Genomic DNA, 19,229 nt, shown 5'->3' with positions numbered 1-19,229 from the left:
ATCAGGGCACCAGATTCACTAGTTTCCCGGGAACAACAATCACCCTTCTGGGCGCGGCACCTTCAAGCCATTTCTCGGCTACATCACTCGCCAGGGCGAGCTTTTCCAACTCCTCCTTATCTGCGGAGGCGGGTACCTGCAGTTTGCCCCGCACCTTGCCCTTTACCTGGATCACCACTTCAACGCTGTCTTGCACCAAGGCCGTTGGATCGATCGCCGGCCAATCTTGGCGATGAACACTGCTGCTTCCACCGAGACGGCTCCAAAATTCCTCCGCAAGATGTGGTGCAAACGGGGCTAAAAGGCGCACCAGGCCGGAGAGGACCTCTTGCAATACAGGTGCACTGAGAGCATCGATACCTGTTGCGCTGATGGCATTGGAGAGCTTCATCAACTCGGAGATTGCTGTGTTCAGCTGAATCTCGTCATTCAAATCCTCGCTGACGGCTTCGATGGCGAGATGCAGGGCGCGACGAGCGGCAGTGTCGGCCTCACTTAGCGGATCCGGGCGTTGCATCGGCTCCATCGAGTCGATGCGCGCAGCTCCTGCATCAACAAGTCTCCACAGCCGTTGCAGAAAGCGGAACTGGCCTTCCACATCGGCTTCATCCCACTCCAGATCCTTCTCGGGAGGCGCTTTGAACAGGATGAACATGCGGGCCGTATCGGCGCCGTAGCGGTCAATCACTGCCGCAGGGTCGACGCCGTTGTACTTCGACTTCGACATCTTCTCGAACAACACCTCCAGCTTGTCGCCGGTGTTGGGATCCCTGGGATCCTCTGGATCAGACACATCCGCAGGAGCGATGTACTTGCCAGTTGACGCATTTCTGTAGGTGATGCCTTGAACCATGCCCTGGGTGAGGAGACGTTCAAACGGTTCGTTGACGTCAATCAACCCGCGATCCTTCAGTGCCTTGGTGAAGAAGCGCGCATACAGCAAGTGCAGGATGGCGTGCTCAATGCCGCCCACGTACTGCTTCACAGGCAACCAGCGATTGACTGCCTCCTTGCTGAAGGGCTTGTCGGTGTTGTGTGGATCCGCGAAACGGAGGAAATACCAGGAGGAACACATGAACGTGTCCATGGTGTCGGTTTCCCGCTTGGCAGGCTTGCCACAGCTCGGGCAAGGCACATTGACCCAGTCGCTCTGCTGGCTCAGGGGCGATCCGCCTTTGCCGGACAGATCAATGCCCCGGGGCAGTTCCACTGGCAGGTCTTCTCTGGGCACAGGAACAGCGCCGCAGTCATCGCAGTGAATGACAGGAATCGGGCAGCCCCAGTAGCGCTGGCGGGAGATCAACCAGTCGCGTAGGCGATAGGTGACCTTGCTGCTCGCCCAACCCTGCGCCGCTCCATGGCTGGTGATGGCGTTCTTGGCCTCGGCTGAGGCGGTGCCACTGAATTCACCAGAATTGACCAATGCTCCTGCATCGGTCCAAGCCTGACCCGCAGCAATTGCTTCGGCGGCCCCTACAGCATCGATCACCTGTTGAATCGGTAGATCATTCGATTGGGCAAAGGCGATGTCCCGTTGGTCGTGGGCCGGCACGCCCATCACGGCACCGGTGCCGTACTCGGCGAGCACGTAGTCGGCGATCCAGACCGGTAGGACAGCTCCCGTTAGGGGGTTGATGACGTGACTGCCGATCGGCACACCTCGCTTGGGCCGGTCATCACTGGTGCGTTCAATCGTGCTGAGCCGGGCCACGTCCTTCCTGAAGGCCTCGACCGACGCTTTTTGCTCAGCACCTGTGAGACTGTCGACCAGCTCGTTTTCTGGTGCCAGCACCACGTAGCTCGCGCCGGCGAGGGTATCGGGCCTCGTGGTGAACACGGTGATCGTCTGATCCTCTGCCCCTTCAACGGAGAAGCTGATCTCCGCTCCTTCCGAGCGTCCGATCCAGTTGGCCTGCATGGTGCGAACCCGCTCCGGCCAACCCTTGAGCGCATCCAGGTCGTTGAGCAGTGGCTCGGCGTAGTCGGTGATGCGCAGGAACCACTGGTTCAGCTGCCGTTGTTCCACCAGGGCCCCGGAGCGCCAGGAGCGGCCGTCGCCATCCACCTGCTCATTGGCAAGCACGGTCTGATCGACGGGATCCCAGTTGACGGTTGCATTTTTGCGATAGGCCAGGCCGCCATCGAGGAGTTCAAGGAACAGCCACTGGGTCCAGCGGTAGTAGTCGCTGTGGCATGTCGCCTGTTCGCGACTCCAGTCGATCGATAAGCCAAGCCGGTCCAATTGCGCTCGCATCTGGTCGATGTTGCGGTCGGTCCATTCCCCGGGATCGACATTCCGCTCGATCGCAGCATTTTCCGCGGGGAGTCCGAAGGCATCCCAGCCCATCGGATGCAGCACTTCTTGCCCGCGCATGCGTTGAACACGGGCAATCACGTCGGTGATGACGTAGTTGCGCACATGGCCCATGTGCAGGCTTCCCGATGGGTACGGGAACATCGAAAGGGCAAAAAATGCCGGCTTGTCACCGCTCTCATCGGTGGCATCCACCCCATCTGCCTTCCAGCTGTCCTGCCAGCGCTGTTCCAGCGCAGCAGGGTCATAACGGCCGTTCTGGGCACTGGCGTCGACGGCAGGGTTGGCAGCGTTCACGGAACCAGCGCGCGGCAAGGCTGCGATCGTGCCACATGCCTGGTGTTCAGCCGAGGGAGCGGATCACGCTGATCTGGCGTCGGTTGATCAGCACGGGCCGGCTGATGCCCATGCGTTCGATGGCCAGAAATTCAGGGTCTTGCCAAATCAGACGCCCCTCGATGGGTTCCTGACCCGCCACCGTGATGCTGAGGGGAAGCTGTTCACGGATCCAGCTCTGAAGCAGCCGAACCCCTGGAAGGCTTGGATCAAGTGGAGCTGTCTCCATAGGATTCAGGGGCGATACCGGCCACGCATGCTGCAGTTCAGCAAATATCAGGGACTTGGCAACGACTTCCTAATTGTCGAGGGCCGGCAGGGACAACTGCCCGATGCCATCAGTGATCCAGATCCCGCCTGGGTGCGCCATATCTGCGATCGGCGTTTCGGTGTTGGCGCGGATGGCCTGATCCTGGCGCTTCCACCTCAGGTGGAGGGGGAACTGCGCATGCGGATTATCAATGCCGATGGAAGTGAGGCCGAGATGTGCGGCAACGGCATTCGTTGCCTGGCGCGTTATCTGGCCGATACCGATGGAGATGCGCCAGGCCGGAGTTGGGACATCGAAACCCTCGCGGGAATGATTCGCCCTGAACTCATGGCGGACCGCCAGTTGCGGGTGGATATGGGACCTCCATTCCTCACGCCTGAAGGCATCCCCACAACCCTGATGCCGGAGGACGGGCTGCCCCAGGGGGTGCTGATGCTGGAGAACGATCAACTGAAGGTGGCCGCTGTTGGTATGGGCAACCCCCACGTGGTGGTTCCCGTTGAGGATCTCGCCAGTATTCCCTTTGATGCCTGGGGAGCTGCCCTGGAGGTGCATCCAGCGTTCCCGGCCAAAACCAATGTTCATTTCCTCCAGGTTCACAGCCGTGAGCGTCTGGAGATCCGAGTATGGGAGCGGGGTGCAGGTCCGACCCTGGCCTGCGGCACTGGAGCCTGCGCCACCCTCGTGGCGGCGGTGTTGCTGGGCCTCGCCGATGACTGTGCCGAGGTTCTCCTTCCCGGCGGTCCGCTGATGATCGAATGGCGCGATCGAAGTGGTTCGGTGCTGATGACTGGACCGGCGGAGGCAGTGTTTGATGGTGTGCTGACGCCAGAGTTGGTTCCTGGTCCGTCTGCCGTGGCTCCCCAGGTCAGTCCCGTTAACCAGGTCAACACCAATTCCTCACCCGCCAAAGAGGCGACGCCTGCTGCGAGTCCAGAGGACGAAGCGGCCGCCCTGGAGCAGGTGCAGAACTTTCTGAACTCCACCTCTCTCGATTCGATGCTCAATCTCGCCAGTGAGTCACTGGAGCAACGCACCAAGGCGCGGTTCGAGCGTGACACGCCCTGAGCTTTATCTCGATGCTGCCGCCACGACACCGCCGCTGCCGGCGGTGATCGCGGCCATGCAGCAGCTCCAGCAATCGGCCTGGGCAAACCCCAGCAGTCTCCATGGAGCAGGGCTGGCAGCTGCGGAGGCCCTCGAGCGGGCCCGCTGGCGTATGGCTGAGCGTTTTGGTGTCGGCGCGGATCAGTTGATCGTCACCTCTGGGGCGACTGAATCCGTCCATCTCGCCCTTCTCGGCAGTGCCGCGGGTCTTGCTCCAGGTCGTGTGGTGATCTCTGCAGTGGAGCATCCAGCGGTGATCGCTGCGGCTTACCAACTCGAGGCCCAGGGGTGGAGCGTTGCTGAATGGCCTGTCAATGGGCAAGGGGTGGTGCGGCTCGACCAACTCGATCAGCTGTTGTCTTCTCCGACGCGGTTGGTGTCCCTGACCGCTGCCCAGGGTGAGGTGGGTGCGCTTCAACCTCTGATCCAGGTTGCCCAGGCCTCCCGCGAGCGCGGCATCGTGATCCACAGCGATGCCACCCAACTCGTACCGCAGGGCTGTTTCCCGTTCGAGCGGCTAGGGGTCGACTTGCTGACCCTCTCCGCCCACAAGTTCCGTGGTCCCCGGGGCGTGGGCCTGCTGATTCGCGCCCCAGGTGTTGCCCTCTCACCGCTCCAGGGCGGTGGTGGACAGGAGCATGGTCTCCGTTCAGGTACAGAACCCGTCGCCCTGGTCAGTGGGATGGCTGAAGCCCTGATGGCGCTGCCGAGCTTTGACCCCGTTAGTCATCCCGTCCCTCCTGGAAGCTCAGCGCAGATCCGCCGCCAACGTGACCATCTGCTTGAGCGTCTTCTGGAGCTTCCACAGCTAAGGCTCTGCGGCCCTCCGGTGACCGACCGCCTGCCTCATCACATCTCATTGCTGGCCAATGCAGCCGATGGCAGGCCCCTGCCAGGCCGCGAGTTGGTGCGACGGCTTGCGGCCGCGGGGGTGGCCTGCAGCAGTGGCAGTGCCTGCAGCAGTGGCAGCAGCTCAGATAGTGACGTGCTTACGGCCATGGGGATTCCCCGGCCTGAACGGCAGTCGGGCCTGCGGCTGACTCTTGGTTCATGGCTTTCGGATCAGGATCTCGACATCGTTCCTGATCGTTTTTCCTCCGTGCTGGAGTCATTTTCCTGACATGCTCTTTTGATGACTCACCCCGACGTTCCTTCCCTCGATCTCCCCGCGGATCTGCTCGTAGCAGAAGAGAACATGCTGCAATCTTCCTTGGCGGCCATTGGTTCCGGAGACGGTCAACGTTGGGCTGCAAGCCTCCGGTTTGAGGGGCTGAGGCTGCTTCCCGTAGCGGTACGACTGGCTCGCGGCCTGATCGATGCTGGTCAGGATCTGTTGATGGTTTGGCCGGATGCCGGTGCTGCCGCCCTGGCGCGGCGTGATGCGGAAGATCTCAAAGACGTGATCCTTGATTTCAACCAGTTGAAACGTTCGGAGGGGGACTCTCCAGACACCCGTCTGTTTCTGGCGGTGAACCCATCACCCGCTGATTACGAGGAGTTTCAAGCCCTGTGCGAGAACCATGCCGGAGCGGTGCTGATGCTGAATGGCCGCCTTGAAGATGCCGCCGTCGGAATCGGCAGCGTGGCCCGGGAGCGCCGAAAAGGTTTCGTGGCCAGTTGGCAGCAGGCCTATTGGCTCCAGCCTCTGGAGGGTGGCGCCCTGATGCGCTGCTTTCCCGATGACTGGCATCTCTATCGCCTGGATCCTGATGGGTACAGGCAGCTGGAGGTGCTTCCCGAACGGCCGGATCCCGATATCACCGCAGCACTGCTGGCCGGGGAAGATCCAGACAGCATCAAGCAACAGCTCTCCGGTGTGGATCGCTTCCTTGATGGTCTGCGCAATTGAGCAGCCGTTGGCTTGATCCAGATTCAGACACTCTTTAAGGTTCGAGCCCAAGCTCCCTTTCGATGGTGCTCAACAGGCTGCGATCCCCATCTCCCATCGATGCAGTGGCAGCTGTCGTCGCCCTGGCTGCCTTAGGTGGGGTGATTTGGTCGCCCAAACTTTCCAACGCAGTCGCGAAGGCCACGGGTGCTGTGAAGCCTGTGCAGGTCAGCGTTGATGTGCGTCACCTGGTCAGCGCTGATCCCGAAGAGCTGTTGAATGCGGCGCGGGAGGAAGCGGCTCTCAACATCGTGATCCGTAACCAACCGGCCGGCAGGGTCACCCTGGTGGCTGTCGATGATGTCACCAATCCTCTTGTGGCTGTGCAGCCCGATGGATCGATTGTTGTCGCGGATGCCCCCAGCACCGCCCTGCCCCGACACGCCCGTTTTGTAATCGAGGCCAGTGCAGAGATCAAACCTTCGGGCGTTGTGATCGGCGGGACCAAGCTCAAGGTGGGCGTGCCTGTTGAGCTGGAAGGCCGTCTTTACCGTTTGAACGGTGTCGTCAGTGGAGTGACGCCGCTGTGATTCGTTCCGCTCTGTTTTCCCTTCTCGTTCTTGCGCCCCAGTTGCCCCTCAGGGCAGCTCCTCCGTTGCTGGCACCACCGCCGGTGGTTCAGCGTCAGGGGCAGGCTCTGCTCACCGGTGGTGCACTTTGCCCTGCGCTGCAATCGGCCCTTGAAACTGCTGTGGGTCCGGAACAGAGGGTGTGGAGCGTCAGTGTTCTGGATCAACGCGGTCAGCTGCTAGCTGATCTGAACGGGGGTGTTCCACGGGTTCCGGCATCGAATCAGAAACTGGTCAGCACGGCCTTTGCCCTGGACCGCCTTGGTCCCGACTTTCGGCTGAAAACACAGTTGTTGCGCCACGCCGATGGGACGCTTGAGATCGTGGGGGAAGGAGATCCCGATCTCAGCATTGCGGAGATCCAGAAGTTCGCCATGGTGGCTCTCGGCCAGGGTGGCTCCCGCACTCCGGCCAGTGTTTCAGCAGCACCTGTTCAGCTGATGGTTCGGGAGGAACCACGTCAGCGCTGGTGGCCAGCTGACTGGGAGCCGGCAGATCGCTCCTACGCCTATGGCGCACCGATCACCCGCCTTGCTCTCACCAGCAATGCCCTGCACATGGCGGTGATGGATCCGGCGGCACGGTTGGAGCGGATTCTGAATTCCACCATCCTTCAGCAGGGGGGGCAGATCCACCTCCAGATGGTGGACCAGCAGGCCCGAGAAGCGGCAACAGCGCGGAGTGACGAGGCGAGTGTTGTGCTGCACAGCGAGGATTCCGCGCCAATGCATGCCCTGCTCAGCCTTGCCAACACGGAGAGTCACAACTTCACCGCTGAGGTGCTGATGCGGGAGGCAGCCGATGCCTGGGACGTGAATCGGGCGGCCCTGGCCACCACCCGTTGGATGCAGACCCAGGGGCTCCCCATGTCGGGACTGCGGGTGCGTGATGGCAGCGGACTCTCCCGGGGCAACCGTCTCACCAGTCGTTCGCTCTCCGTCCTGCTATGGCGGATGGCACAACATCCCCTTGCTGCTTACTACCAGGCGTCCATGGCAATCGCCGGTCAGAGGGGAACATTGCGCAATTTCTATCGCGGAACCTCACTCCAAGGTCGTTTTTGGGGAAAAACAGGAACCCTGACCGGGGTTCGGTCAATTTCTGGAATCCTTGAAACCGCTGATGGACCCCGTTACGTGAGCATGATTTCGAACGGGGCCTACGCACCCAACAGCGTGATGGGTCAGATCCTGCTGGCGAACCAGCGGGTCAGCCGTTGCCCCGCATGGAACGCAGACGTGATGCCGCGCGATGGGCGCGATTGATCGGCACGGTCTTTGATTCATCTGTTCCGTTGGCCATAGGGGTTGAGCGGATCGTCTGAATCTTGGAAAGCTCCTGTCGGCCGGCCATCACCACCTGGGCCATTTCCTTCAAACGCACTTCCAGTTCACCCAGCGTCTGTTCGGCGTAACGGTTGGCGCCGTCCTGAACACCAGCAGCCTCTTGACGACTGCGCTGGATCAACGACTCGCACTGCTGCTGGGTCTGCTGACGGAACTGAAGCGCATCGTTGTGAATCCGCTCGGCCTCATTGCGGCCTTCCTGTTGCAGGCGGAGGGCTTCCTGGCGGACGGTTTCAAGATTCTGCAATGCCTGCTGACGGGCGTTTTCGTGTTGTTCAAGATGCTGACGCTTCAGCTCGGCAATTTCCTGCTCCATCGACTGAAGCTGAAGCTGGGCCTGTTTGCGGTTGGCTTCGTGCTGCTCCGCATGTTGCCTCTTCAGTTCAACAGCATTTTTCTCCATTTGTTGGATTTGCTGCTGGGCCTGTTGGCGGCTCGCTTCGTGTTGCTCCGCATGCTGGCGCTTCAGATCAATCGCCTCCTGATCCAGCTGCTGGCGACGCTCCAAGGCTTCCTGTTCCAGCTGCTGGCGCCGAGCGGCGAACTGCTGCTCCATTTGTGCCAGCTTGCTCTGCATCTCCTGTTCCAACTTTGCGCCCTGCTGGCGCGTTGTCTGGAGCAGTTGCTCACACTGCTGGCGCGTCTGATCTCGCATTTCATTCACCTGCCGCTCCGCTTCCTGACGGATGGCTGCGTTGTTGACCAGCTGTTCACGTTGGCGCTGGGCCTGCTCAACAATCTCTTCCGCGTTCTTGCGCGCGGTGTTGATGAACTCATCCCGCCGATCAATCAGCTTTGCGGCCCGTTCGAGTTCCTTCGGCAGTCCCTCCCGGACGGAATCCAGGAGCTCAACGGCATCGGTTTCGTTCACCAGACGTCCGCCGGTGAAAGGAAGTCGACTGCCTTCCAGAACGACTTCCTCCAACTGATCGAGTTGATCGAGAACGGTGAACCGGACGTCGTTCATCTCAGCTGGCAGGGAAAGCCGAATTAAAGAGCCTGTTGAGGTCCTTCGCCACCTCTGGCGGAACCATGTGGTCAATCGATCCGCCAAAGCGGGCCACTTCCTTCACCACGGAACTGCTGAGAAAACTGTGGCGTGCCGTGGTGGCCATGAACACGGTCTCCAGATCCTCCGCCAGCGACCGGTTGGTGTGGGCGATCTGAAGTTCGTATTCGAAGTCACTCATCGCTCGAAGGCCTCGCAGGATCAGGTCGGCGCGGTGGGTGACAGCACAGTTCACCGTTAGGCCATCGAAACTGATCACCTCAACACCGGACAAGTGGCCCGTCGCTGTGCGGATCTGTTCGATCCGTTCATCAACACTGAAGGCCGGCCGCTTGCTCGGATTGCTGAGCACGGCAACGACCACCTCCCCGAAAAGGCTGTATGCCCGCTCGATTAGGTCCATATGACCGTTGGTGAGGGGATCGAAGCTGCCGGGGTAGAGCGCCCGCATCGGTAATCAGCGATGGGCGGATCCTATGCAGCGGATTGCTGTTTAGATTTCGTCTAACGCACCCATGCCATGAGCCTCGACGCTGACGCAAAGAAGGTATTGCTCCGCAAGATCCCCCATGGACTCTTCATTTGCGGCGTGCGGGACGGTGATGAGGTCAATGGTTTTACCGCCAGTTGGGTGACACAGGGATCCTTCGAACCACCGCTGGTGGTCATGGGCGTTCGTGCTGACAGCAGCAGTCACGCCATCATCGAAGCCACTGGCAAGTTTTCCCTGAATGTGCTGCGGGCCGACCAGAAAGATCTGGCTGCTGTGTTCTTCAAGCCCCAGAAGGCCCTAGGTGGTCGCTTTGAAGCGGCACCATTTGAAGAGGGAGAGCTCGGGCTACCTCTCCTCACTGACGCCATCGGTGGAGTCGAGTGTGAACTTGTTGGATCGATCAAGCATGGTGACCACACGGTTTTTGTCGGGGAAGTGAAAACAGCCCGGCTGATTGCTGATGGTGATGCACTGAATCTGGCCAGCACCGGCTGGAACTACGGCGGCTGAGCTGGCCTGGTGGATGCTGCCTCCGGTGCACCGCTGCTGACGCAGCCCGATCGTCTTGAACGCCGTCTGAAAGACATTCCCGCTGAACCGGGTTGTTACTTGATGCGGGACGGTGACGACCGGATCCTCTACGTCGGCAAGTCGAAGTCGTTGCGCAGTCGGGTGCGCAGCTATTTCCGCAGCCGCCACGATCTGTCGCCGCGGATCCGATTGATGACGCGCCAGGTCTGCGAGATCGAGTTCATCGTGACCGACAGCGAGGCAGAAGCCCTCGTCCTCGAATCCAACCTGATCAAGAACCATCAGCCGCACTTCAATGTGCTGCTCAAAGACGACAAGAAATATCCCTATCTCTGCATCACTTGGAGTGAGGCCTACCCACGGATTTTCATCACCCGCCGCCGTCGTTTCCGCAGTCCCCTGGACCGCTTCTACGGCCCCTATGTGGATGTTGGGCTTCTCCGCCGCACGCTGTTTCTGGTGAAACGCGTGTTCCCGCTGCGGCAGCGGCCACGACCGATGTATCCCGATCGCACCTGCCTCAACTACAACATCGGCCGCTGTCCGGGGGTTTGTCAGGAAAAAATCAGCTCTGAGGACTACCACCGCACCATCCGCAAGGTGGCGATGGTGTTTCAGGGCCGCAGCGATGAGTTGCAGCAGCTGCTTCAGGAGCAGATGGGGCGTTATGCCGAGCGGATGGATTACGAATCCGCAGCCCGGGTTCGCGATCAACTTCAGGGTCTGGATCAGCTCACCGCAGACCAGAAGATGAGCCTGCCCGACTCCTCCGTGAGCCGTGATGTTCTGGCCCTTGCGTTTGATGAGCGGCTGGCGGCCGTCCAGTTGTTTCAGATGCGGGCCGGGAAGCTGGTGGGACGTCTCGGCTACACCGCCGATGCGTCCGGTTTGGAGCCGGGCCTGATCCTGCAGCGCGTGATTGAAGAGCACTACAGCCAGGTTGATTCCGTTGAGATTCCCCCCGAGCTGTTGGTTCAACACGCTTTGCCCCAGCAGACGCTGATGGAGGACTGGTTGTCGGAACAACGGGAGCGTCGTGTGCAGATCCACTGCCCGCAGCGCCAGCAAAAGGCTGACCTGATCGAACTGGTTCAGCGCAATGCTGAGTTTGAGTTGCTCCGTGCAAAGCAGGGTCAGGAGAAGCAGTCGTTGGCGACGGAGGATCTGGCGCAGCTGCTGGAGTTACCGACCCCGCCGCGCCGGATCGAGGGGTATGACATCAGCCACATCCAGGGCAGCGATGCCGTCGCATCTCAGGTGGTGTTCATTGATGGACTGCCCGCCAAGCAGCACTACCGCAAATACAAAATCCGCAGCAGCAGTATTCGAGCTGGCCACAGCGACGATTTCATGGCGATGGCGGAAATCATGCGTCGCCGTTTTCGACGTTGGGCTCGGGCGAAAGCTGAGGGGGTGGATGTGGGTGCACTGCGACACAAAGGGGGCAGCGCGCTGCAGACCGACGGTCTTAACGACTGGCCTGATGTGGTGATGATCGATGGCGGCAAAGGCCAGCTTTCCGCGGTGATGGAGGCTCTTCGCGAGCTGGATCTGCATGAGGATTTGAACGTCTGTTCCCTCGCCAAGCAGCGGGAAGAGGTGTTTCTCCCCGGGGAAAGCCAGCCGCTCGAGACTGAACCGGATCAGCTGGGTGTTGTGTTGTTGCGCCGGTTGCGGGATGAAGCCCACCGTTTTGCTGTGACTTTTCACCGCCAGCAGCGTGGAGAACGAATGAAGCGCTCTCGCCTGTCTGACATCCCCGGGGTTGGGCCGAAGCGGGTGAAGGATCTTCTGGCCCATTTCCATTCGATTGATGCCATCCAGTTGGCATCGATCGAGACCCTGTCTAAAGCGCCTGGCGTGGGCCCCTCGCTGGCCCGCGATATCCATGACTTCTTCCACCCTTCAGAGGACGGGGACGACGGTGTTGACGGGGCTGCTTTAGAAGAACAGCCTCAGGAACTCTCCGCATGATCCGTCATCTCTGCATGGCCCTGGCAGGAGTGCTTCTATTCGCTACCCCGGTTTGGGCGTCTCCTGGCCTCTGCACAGGGCCTGTGTGTGCCGACGGCATCACCCGAAGTGCCAAGAATCATTGGCAGTTGGTGCTTCGTCTCAACGACCAGCAGGGCCATCGCGAAAAGGTGGTGATGAATTGCCGGGCCGGCCAGCTGAGCCCCATGGCCGGTCCCGTGGACCGGGCCTATGCCACCGCTCTGGGTCGTCGTGCCTGCCGTCTTGCGGGTGAGGACAGCTGACGGTGGACCTCAGCCTCGTTTTTCCCCATCAGCTGTTTGAGCACCATCCTGCGATTCGTCCAGGACGGTCCGTTGCCCTGATCGAGGATCCACTCTTTTTCGGTTCCGATTCCACCTGGCCGATGCAGGTGCATCGGCAGCGTCTTCTCCTGCATCGAGCATCGATGACGGCCTACGCCGAGATGCTCCAGGCCAAGGGCTTGACCGTTCTGCGCGTTCTGCAGGGGCAGGCTGCGGACACGCTTGAAATCCTGGCTGATTTCGTCGCCCAGGGATACCGCTCTTTTCATCTGGCGGATCCGGTGGACGACATCCTCTCCAAACGGATCTCAGCCTTCGCATCGCGGCATCAATGCGGCCTGGAGATCGTCCCCACCCCAATGTTGCTCACCCCAGCTGCGGTGATTGATGACCACTTCGCTGCTGGCAAGAAGCCCTTGATGGGTCGCTTTTACGAGATGCAGCGCAAGCGGCTGGATTTGTTGATCGAGCCTGACGGTGGCCCCGTGGGTGGTCGATGGAGTTTTGATGCCGATAACCGCAAGAAGTTGCCAAAGGGCATCGTTGTTCCTGATCCACCAGTGGAGCCCTCGAAGCCAGCCGTTGATCAAGCTCGGCAGCAGCTCATCGGTGAGGGTGTGGCTGGCATCGGCAGCTGGGATTCTTTTCATTACCCCGTGACCCATGCCGATGCTGCCCGCTGGCTGGATGCGTTTCTCGACCAACGGCTGCGAGAGTTCGGGGCCTATGAAGATGCGATCAGCACTCAGCACCGGGTGATGTGGCACAGCGTGCTCACACCGATGCTGAACATCGGGCTGCTGACGCCACAACAGGTGCTGGATCGCACGCTGGAGCGAGCGGCGAGCGGCGATGTTCCCTTGAATTCACTCGAGGGGTTTCTGCGTCAGATCGTGGGCTGGAGAGAATTCATGGCCGCGATGTACCGGCGCCATGGGGTGGAGATGCGCAACGGCAATTTCTGGGGCTTCGATGACCGGCCGATCCCTTCGGCTTTCTACACAGCATCCACTGGTCTGCCACCCATTGATGACGCCATCCGTCATGCCCTCGAAACCGGCTACTGCCACCACATCGAGCGCTTGATGCTCCTGGGCAATGTGATGCTCCTCTGCGGATTCCATCCAACCCGGATCTACACCTGGTTCATGGAGCTGTTTGTGGATGCCTACGACTGGGTGATGGTGCCCAATGTGTACGGCATGAGTCAGTTCGCCGATGGAGGGCTTTTCACGACCAAGCCCTATTTGTCGGGCTCGAATTATGTGCGCAAGATGTCGGATTACCGCAAGGGGGAGTGGTGTGACACCTGGGACGGATTGTTTTGGACCTTCATCCACCGCCATCAGGACTTCTTCCGCCGCCAGTACCGGCTGGCAATGATGGCCCGCAACCTGGATCGCATGGGTGCTGATGTCCTCGTGGCTCATCAGCGACGGGCCAGCGATTTTCTTGACGGGCTCACCTGAACCCTGCGTAAGGTCGCTTCAGATCAGATGTGTTGATGACGTTTTCGCCCGAGGCCTACCTCTGGTTCAAGACCCTGCACATCGTTGGGGTTGTGGTGTGGTTTGCGGGCCTCTTCTATCTGGTGCGTCTCTTCATCTATCACGTTGAAACCGCGGAATTGGCGCCGGAACTGCAGGAGCCGTTCCGCGATCAATACACCTTGATGGAAAAACGTCTCGCCAACATCATCACCACGCCCGGAATGGTTGTGGCTGTGTCGATGGCCATCGGCCTGCTGTTGGCTCAGCCATCCTGGCTTCAGCAGGGTTGGATGCACGCGAAACTTGCCTTTGTGGCGGCCCTGCTGGCCTATCACGTGTTCTGTTACCGGCTGATGGGCCAACTTCATGCGGGCACCTGTGGCTGGTCGGGAAAACAGCTGCGGGCTCTGAATGAGCTGCCCACCCTGCTGCTGGTGATCGTGGTGATGCTGGTGGTGTTTAAAACCCAATTCCCCACCAGCGCGGCGACCTGGTTCATCGTTGCCCTGGTGGTGTTCATGGCGGCGTCGATCCAGTTCTATGCCCGCTGGCGGCGTCTGCGGTCTGAAGCTTCTGCTAAAGCCTGATATGACCCACCCCCTCAAGGCCGTCCTCGAGCAGGTGGGACCGTCGAGCTGCCCCACCACGCACAACTTTCACTGCCACACCATCTGCAGTGACGGAAGTCTCGAACCTCTCGAGCTCATCCAACAGGCCACCGAGCTGGGGCTCCAGCACCTGGCAGTGACGGATCACCACAGCTCCCAGGCCCACAGGGAGATCCGTGCCTGGTTAGGTCAGCAACGCGGCGCCGGTGCTGTGTGTCCCATGGTCTGGACCGGGATGGAAATCAGTGCGCTGCTGAAGGGGTGCCTGGTGCATGTGCTGGCTCTCGGCTTCGAGTTGAACCACCCTGCGCTTCAGCCTTACAACCGCGGTGATGCCGTCGTTGGAGAACCGTTGCGTGCCGAGGCGGTGGTCAAGGCCATTCATGCCGCCGGCGGATTGGCGATCCTTGCTCATCCCGCCCGGTATCGCCTTGACCATGACGTTCTGATCAACGAGGCGGCTCGGCTGGGTTTCGATGGGGGTGAGGCCTGGTACGACTACGACATGCAAACGACCTGGTCTGCCAGCCCGTTGATCTGCGAGTCCATCGATCGTCAGCTCGGCAACCTTGGCCTTTTGCGTACGTGTGGCACTGATACCCATGGAATTGACCTTCGTGGCCGCTAAGTTCGGTCCATCTCAGTTCCGGTCGACATGGGCTTCTTGGATCGCCTGCTGAAAAAGGATTCCGCAGAGTCCGACTCCACGATTGAGGCTCGCAAGCCAGCGAAGGAGAAGCCTGCGGAGTTCTTCCTCGATGCAGATTCCTCATCCTCACTGGGGGATGTGAACTACATGCGGGAGTCGAAAACGATTCGGCGCACCTTCCCCGGCACGGTCGACAGCCCTGGCACGAAGGAGCAGGTCATGGAGGTGGCCGCTGAAACGGGGACTCTTGAGAAGCGCAGCGAAGGCCTCGGTGGTGTGGTCAAGAGGGACGAATCCGTCACCCTCAACGCGGGCGTCCCCAAACCGGTGAAGAAAACCTTCGCTGAACAGGTGAGCACGGAGGAGATGAGCAAGCGCCTCAAGGGCACCGCGATAACCGGGGTGAACGCTCCTGCTCCGGCCGATGCAGCCCCAGTCGGTCGGAAGGAAGAGCTGAAGGCGACGCAGGAACCGGCGGTGAAGGTGGGATCAGCTGCACCATCCTCCAAACCTGGATCGATCGATCCGTTCCGTCAGATGGTCCGCGACCTCAACAAATAGGGCTTCCCCGCTCAATCTGGGCTTCGCTGCTGTTCACCAGCTCTTGCAGGTGCAGGAGCTGCTCTTCTTTTGCTGAAGACCAGAGGCCCCGATTTGCGGCTTCAAGCAACCTTTCCGCCATGTCCCTAAGCACCCAGGGATTGCTGGTGCTTAAAAACTCCAGGATCCTGGACCGGCTCAGCCACTGGTCACAGAGCTCTCCGTAACACCAGTCGGGAACTCGGTCGGTGGAAGCGTCATAGGCAAAGAGGTAATCAAGACTGGCCCCCATTTCGAAGGCTCCCTTGTAGCCGTGCTGCATCATTCCCTCGATCCAGCGTGGATTCAGCATTCTGCTGCGCATCACCTTGTCGAGCTCCTTCTCAAGTCGGTGCACCCGAGGCCGTTCATGGCGCGAATGGTCACCGAACCACAGCTGTGGGCGCGCCCCAGACACCTCTTCCACGGCCGCACTCAGTCCTCCTTGGAACTGGTAATAGTCATCTGAGTCGAGCAGATCATGCTCGCGGTTGTCCTGGTTGTGGAGAACCACCTGCACCCTGCCCAGTGCCTCTTCGAGACCGGAGCGATTGAGACTGGGAGTGTCGGATCCGTCATAGGACCACTGGCTCCAGCTGAGAAAAGCCTGCCCCAGGTCAGCGCGCGACTCCCACGCTCCACTGTCAATCAGGGCTTGGAGGCCGGCTCCATAGGCTCCTGGGGCTGATCCATAGATGCGTCCCTGGGGTCCCCCTTGACGGGTCAGTTCTGCCAGAGGATTGACCGTCTTCGGTTCATCCAGCGCAGCGACCATCGACTGGGCCTGATGGACCCAGCCCACCAGCTGAGGGAAGGCATCGCGAAACAGTCCGGAGATGCGCAACACCACATCAACCCGCGGGCGACCAAGCAATCGTGCCGGAATGACCTCCAGATCCACCAACCGACGGGTGGGGCCATCCCAGACCGGACGAACACCAATCAGGGCCAGCAGCTGCGCAATGTCTTCTCCGCCGTTCCGCATGGTGGCCGTACCCCAGACCGATAAAGCGAGATGGCGAAGCGGTTCCCCTTGCTCCAGCAGGTGAAGATCCAACAGCTGTTCCGCTGACCGCCGCCCGAGATCCCAGGCTGCCTCCGTGGGTAATCCCCGCAAATCGACCGAATAAAAATTCCGGCCCGTGGGAAGTACATCGGGGCGACCACGGCTGGGCGCACCTGACGGTCCAGCGGCAATCCGCTGGCCCTGAATACCTCGCAAGAACGCCGCTTTTTCGCTGGCAGCACAGCCATCTAATCGAGGCCAGAGGTCGTTGCGCAGGTTCAGCAGGCAGGGATCCTGTGGGTCCCAGTCGCGGAAGCAGTCGGCCAGACCGTCGCTCTGCTCACCGTGGATGACCTGCCGAATCAACAGAAGGGCCTGCTGCTCTATCCAGTCACAACCATCCCCGACCCGGCGGCAATTTGAGCCGCTCAGCATCACCAGGCGTTTCTGGTCTGTTTCCGACAGCCGATCGCCTTCGTCCTGCTGCCAGGGGTCGAATTCCAGACCCGCCTCCAGGGCCATGGCCTGCAGCAATCCAGGTTGCCCTTGACGCGGGGGACGGGCGAGTGCGATCAACAGTTCATCGGCGGCGACGTCAGAAGGGGCGACGCCGAACCGATGCAGCCCAGTGCGGATTTGCGATTCCTTCAGTTCGCACAGATAGGTCTCGGCCTGATCCAGGCAGGTCTCCAGGAGCTCCGGTTGAAGTCGAAGGTCCTCTTCGGTTGGAATTCCAGGCCAGTTGAGGGATAGCAAGCTGGCATGAACTGACTGTTCAAGCACCCGGGCTCGTTCACCCCCCAACTGACGCACCTCCACCAGTTCATCGAGAAGCCCCTCCAACCGTTGCAGTGGGCCATGCAGTCCCGCCCGCCCCAGGGGCGGTGTGAGGTGATCCAGGATCACAGCGTGGCCACGCCGCTTGGCCTGAGATCCTTCCCCGGGGTCGTTCACGATGAACGGGTAAAGATGGGGAATCGGGGCAAGGGCCAGGTCGGGGCCGCAGCTCTCGCTCAACCCAACCGATTTGCCGGGCAACCATTCGGCACTCCCGTGTTTGCCCACATGCAGCATGACCTGGGTTCGATGCACGCGGCGCAGCCAGAGGTATTGGGCCAGATAACGGTGCGGTGGCGGCAGATCCGGTGAGTGGAGATCGGCGATTTGATCGGCGTCGTAACCGCGATCCGGCTGGATCAGCACCACCACATGACCAAAGCGCAGGCCATGAATCGCGAACCCTTGGGTTTTGTCCAAATCACATGCGGTCTCCGGAGCCCCCCAGCGGGACGCGATGAAGCGTCGTGCCGGCTCAGGAACGGTGTTCCACCAGTCCAAATAGACGGAAAGGGGAAGATGATCCAGCGGGGGCTGGTGCTGGCCTTCCGGTGCATTGGTTCGTCCGGCCAGCAACTGTTGCATCAAGGCATCGCCCCTGCCCGGCAAGGGCTCCGTTCCAAGCCCATAGCCCGCTTCCGCCAGCCAGGTGAGCATCCGCGCTGTGCTGTCGGGTGTGTCGAGACCGACGCCGTTGGCAACACGGCCATCGCGGACGGGGTAGTTGGCGAGAACCATGGCGATGCGACGGTCTGCGCATGGGGTCTGGCGCAGCTCGATCCAGCGGCGGCTGTGCTCTGCCAACCAACCAATTCCGCGTGAATCTGGCTCCAGGCAAGGAATGGCGGTGGCCAGAGGTCCGGTGGTTTGCCGATGGTCACGAAAAGCGCAGGGGCGTGTGGTGATCCGGGCATCCAGTTCAGGCATCACCACCTGCAACGAAAGATCCATCGGATTGAGGCCCTGGCTGCTCTCCAACCACTGGGCTCGGCTGCGGCTACTGCTGAGCAGTTGCAACACTGGTCGATCCAGTCGATCCCAGAGTGGACTGCCCAAGCCGGCCTGCTCCGTCTGGACCGAGGCAAATGATGTGCCCGCGATGACGAGCTCAGCCCCTTGCTGCAGCAGCAGGTCATGCACTCCGGCCTGCACCGCAGGATCCCGCAAGCTGCTGACCCAGAGCAGACAGGGCCGTAGTCCCTGCTTGCGCAGAGCGTCCATCAAGGCATCCGCCAGGGCCAGATCACCCGCCTGATATTGGGCGCGGTAGAGCACCAACCCCACCGTGGCGCCAGATTCATCCCGCCAGTCCCAGGGCATGGGGTCTGGGCATGGCATCACCGCGACGCTCTCGGGCGGCGGCGGGCTGCCGTCAAGCAGGGCCTCGAGGCAGCGCAGCAGCTGGCCCATGTTCTCGATGCCGCCTTCCCGCAGCAGCGCCGACAGCTGATCAGCCAGTTCAGGGCTGCAGGTGCCAAGTCCGTGCAGTGCGTTGGTCTGGTCGGCGGTTCCGGCCAGCACAACGAGTTGGCGGTGCGGCGCATCGTTGCACCAGCGTTGCAGCTGCTCGAACCCGTAGCTCCAGTGCCCACGGCTGCCGAGCAGGCGCACCACGATCAACTGTGCCGCCTGGGCTGTGGAGTTGAGGTAGTGGTCCAGCTGAGCTGGGTGTTCGAGACAGCTCAGGGGCAAGGCGCGGATCCGCTCGTTCCAGGCTGGGGCGAGCGGCAGGCAGGCATCGAGGCAGCTGATGTCTGTGCCTGCGCTGGTCAGAAACAGCACATCTGCGCTTGGCTGCTCGACGAGCACCACGTCTTCGGGTGGGTCCAGACCCGGACAGCTGGCAAGACGGTGCATGAAACCATTCTCCGTGTTGCGGTGACCGGTGGTGAGAAGATTCAGCGATCGGATCCATCA

The 19,229-nt window shown here is 60.9% G+C and carries 17 protein-coding genes; 12 read left to right on the top strand and 5 right to left on the bottom strand.

What is annotated here, in order from left to right; translation table 11 throughout:
• Position 1 precedes the first annotated feature (1 nt).
• Together leuS and SynPROSU1_RS07180 are read right to left on the bottom strand one after the other, a co-directional pair.
• Positions 2–2,611: a leucine--tRNA ligase gene (gene leuS, locus SynPROSU1_RS07185; RefSeq protein ID WP_186569918.1), complete on the bottom strand. Its 2,610-nt coding sequence runs from the start codon at positions 2,609–2,611 to the stop codon at positions 2–4.
• A gap of 46 nt (positions 2,612–2,657) precedes the next feature.
• Positions 2,658–2,879, bottom strand: coding sequence for a hypothetical protein (locus SynPROSU1_RS07180; RefSeq protein WP_186569917.1), 222 nt, complete (start codon positions 2,877–2,879; stop codon positions 2,658–2,660).
• 27 nt (positions 2,880–2,906) lie between these two features.
• Between SynPROSU1_RS07180 and dapF the strand changes: the two genes are divergently transcribed.
• The 5 genes from dapF (at position 2,907) to dacB (ending at position 7,750) form a co-directional block, all read left to right on the top strand.
• Entirely contained in the window at positions 2,907–3,989 is a 1,083-nt protein-coding gene (gene dapF / locus SynPROSU1_RS07175; RefSeq protein ID WP_186569916.1) for a diaminopimelate epimerase, read from the top strand.
• A complete protein-coding gene (locus SynPROSU1_RS07170) occupies positions 3,976–5,148 on the top strand; it encodes a cysteine desulfurase family protein (protein ID WP_186569915.1) in 1,173 nt (390 codons plus the stop codon). Before dapF ends, SynPROSU1_RS07170 begins: the two co-directional genes overlap by 14 nt.
• Before the next feature lie 12 nt (positions 5,149–5,160).
• Positions 5,161–5,877 (top strand): DUF1995 family protein, encoded by a 717-nt coding sequence (locus tag SynPROSU1_RS07165; protein WP_186569914.1) that lies wholly within the window; start codon positions 5,161–5,163, stop codon positions 5,875–5,877.
• A gap of 62 nt (positions 5,878–5,939) precedes the next feature.
• Positions 5,940–6,446 (top strand): DUF4330 domain-containing protein, encoded by a 507-nt coding sequence (locus SynPROSU1_RS07160; protein ID WP_186569913.1) that lies wholly within the window; start codon positions 5,940–5,942, stop codon positions 6,444–6,446.
• Entirely contained in the window at positions 6,443–7,750 is a 1,308-nt protein-coding gene (gene dacB, locus SynPROSU1_RS07155) for a D-alanyl-D-alanine carboxypeptidase/D-alanyl-D-alanine-endopeptidase (protein ID WP_186569912.1), read from the top strand. The genes SynPROSU1_RS07160 and dacB overlap by 4 nt, the downstream gene beginning before the upstream one ends.
• On the opposite strand, the gene SynPROSU1_RS07150 is transcribed toward dacB, so the two are convergent.
• Positions 7,695–8,798, bottom strand: a complete 1,104-nt coding sequence (locus SynPROSU1_RS07150; RefSeq protein WP_186569911.1) for a hypothetical protein — start codon at positions 8,796–8,798, stop codon at positions 7,695–7,697. The two genes, dacB and SynPROSU1_RS07150, sit on opposite strands and share 56 nt — an antisense overlap.
• 1 nt (position 8,799) lies before the next feature.
• A complete protein-coding gene (gene coaD / locus SynPROSU1_RS07145) occupies positions 8,800–9,291 on the bottom strand; it encodes a pantetheine-phosphate adenylyltransferase (RefSeq protein ID WP_186569910.1) in 492 nt (163 codons plus the stop codon).
• A gap of 69 nt (positions 9,292–9,360) precedes the next feature.
• On the opposite strand from coaD, the gene SynPROSU1_RS07140 reads away from it, so the two are divergent.
• From SynPROSU1_RS07140 to SynPROSU1_RS07110, 7 genes are read left to right on the top strand one after another with little or no spacing between them, the layout of a single operon-like run.
• Positions 9,361–9,843, top strand: a complete 483-nt coding sequence (locus SynPROSU1_RS07140) for a flavin reductase family protein (protein ID WP_186569909.1) — start codon at positions 9,361–9,363, stop codon at positions 9,841–9,843.
• Between the two features lie 9 nt (positions 9,844–9,852).
• Positions 9,853–11,838: an excinuclease ABC subunit UvrC gene (gene uvrC / locus SynPROSU1_RS07135; protein WP_186569908.1), complete on the top strand. Its 1,986-nt coding sequence runs from the start codon at positions 9,853–9,855 to the stop codon at positions 11,836–11,838.
• Complete coding sequence (locus SynPROSU1_RS07130; RefSeq protein ID WP_186569907.1) at positions 11,835–12,122, top strand: hypothetical protein; 288 nt, start codon at positions 11,835–11,837, stop codon at positions 12,120–12,122. Before uvrC ends, SynPROSU1_RS07130 begins: the two co-directional genes overlap by 4 nt.
• Before the next feature lie 2 nt (positions 12,123–12,124).
• On the top strand, positions 12,125–13,612 hold the full coding sequence (locus SynPROSU1_RS07125; RefSeq protein ID WP_186569906.1) for a cryptochrome/photolyase family protein: 1,488 nt from the start codon (positions 12,125–12,127) through the stop codon (positions 13,610–13,612).
• A gap of 35 nt (positions 13,613–13,647) precedes the next feature.
• Entirely contained in the window at positions 13,648–14,220 is a 573-nt protein-coding gene (gene hemJ, locus SynPROSU1_RS07120; RefSeq protein WP_186569905.1) for a protoporphyrinogen oxidase HemJ, read from the top strand.
• 1 nt (position 14,221) lies between these two features.
• Positions 14,222–14,869 (top strand): PHP domain-containing protein, encoded by a 648-nt coding sequence (locus SynPROSU1_RS07115; RefSeq protein WP_186569904.1) that lies wholly within the window; start codon positions 14,222–14,224, stop codon positions 14,867–14,869.
• A gap of 27 nt (positions 14,870–14,896) precedes the next feature.
• Entirely contained in the window at positions 14,897–15,451 is a 555-nt protein-coding gene (locus SynPROSU1_RS07110; protein ID WP_186569903.1) for a hypothetical protein, read from the top strand.
• Here SynPROSU1_RS07110 and cobN read toward each other — a convergent pair.
• Positions 15,441–19,169: a cobaltochelatase subunit CobN gene (gene cobN / locus SynPROSU1_RS07105; RefSeq protein ID WP_186569902.1), complete on the bottom strand. Its 3,729-nt coding sequence runs from the start codon at positions 19,167–19,169 to the stop codon at positions 15,441–15,443. The two genes, SynPROSU1_RS07110 and cobN, sit on opposite strands and share 11 nt — an antisense overlap.
• Positions 19,170–19,229: the final 60 nt, after the last annotated feature.

Origin of the sequence: Synechococcus sp. PROS-U-1, from assembly GCF_014279755.1 — a bacterium.
Lineage (GTDB): Bacteria > Cyanobacteriota > Cyanobacteriia > PCC-6307 > Cyanobiaceae > Parasynechococcus.
The sequence above is the reverse complement of the archived record's forward strand: the minus strand, read 5'-3'. Positions and strand labels throughout refer to the sequence as shown.

What these genes read in the sequence shown, in the direction of transcription:
- cobN (WP_186569902.1), bottom strand. Translation starts at nt 19,169, where the DNA reads ATGCACCGTCTTGCCAGCTGTCCGGGTCTGGACCCACCCGAAGACGTG.
- SynPROSU1_RS07160 (WP_186569913.1), top strand. Translation starts at nt 5,940, where the DNA reads ATGGTGCTCAACAGGCTGCGATCCCCATCTCCCATCGATGCAGTGGCA.
- coaD (WP_186569910.1), bottom strand. Translation starts at nt 9,291, where the DNA reads ATGCGGGCGCTCTACCCCGGCAGCTTCGATCCCCTCACCAACGGTCAT.
- SynPROSU1_RS07130 (WP_186569907.1), top strand. Translation starts at nt 11,835, where the DNA reads ATGATCCGTCATCTCTGCATGGCCCTGGCAGGAGTGCTTCTATTCGCT.
- SynPROSU1_RS07110 (WP_186569903.1), top strand. Translation starts at nt 14,897, where the DNA reads ATGGGCTTCTTGGATCGCCTGCTGAAAAAGGATTCCGCAGAGTCCGAC.
- SynPROSU1_RS07140 (WP_186569909.1), top strand. Translation starts at nt 9,361, where the DNA reads ATGAGCCTCGACGCTGACGCAAAGAAGGTATTGCTCCGCAAGATCCCC.
- SynPROSU1_RS07165 (WP_186569914.1), top strand. Translation starts at nt 5,161, where the DNA reads ATGACTCACCCCGACGTTCCTTCCCTCGATCTCCCCGCGGATCTGCTC.
- SynPROSU1_RS07150 (WP_186569911.1), bottom strand. Translation starts at nt 8,798, where the DNA reads ATGAACGACGTCCGGTTCACCGTTCTCGATCAACTCGATCAGTTGGAG.
- hemJ (WP_186569905.1), top strand. Translation starts at nt 13,648, where the DNA reads ATGACGTTTTCGCCCGAGGCCTACCTCTGGTTCAAGACCCTGCACATC.
- dapF (WP_186569916.1), top strand. Translation starts at nt 2,907, where the DNA reads ATGCTGCAGTTCAGCAAATATCAGGGACTTGGCAACGACTTCCTAATT.
- SynPROSU1_RS07115 (WP_186569904.1), top strand. Translation starts at nt 14,222, where the DNA reads ATGACCCACCCCCTCAAGGCCGTCCTCGAGCAGGTGGGACCGTCGAGC.
- SynPROSU1_RS07180 (WP_186569917.1), bottom strand. Translation starts at nt 2,879, where the DNA reads ATGGAGACAGCTCCACTTGATCCAAGCCTTCCAGGGGTTCGGCTGCTT.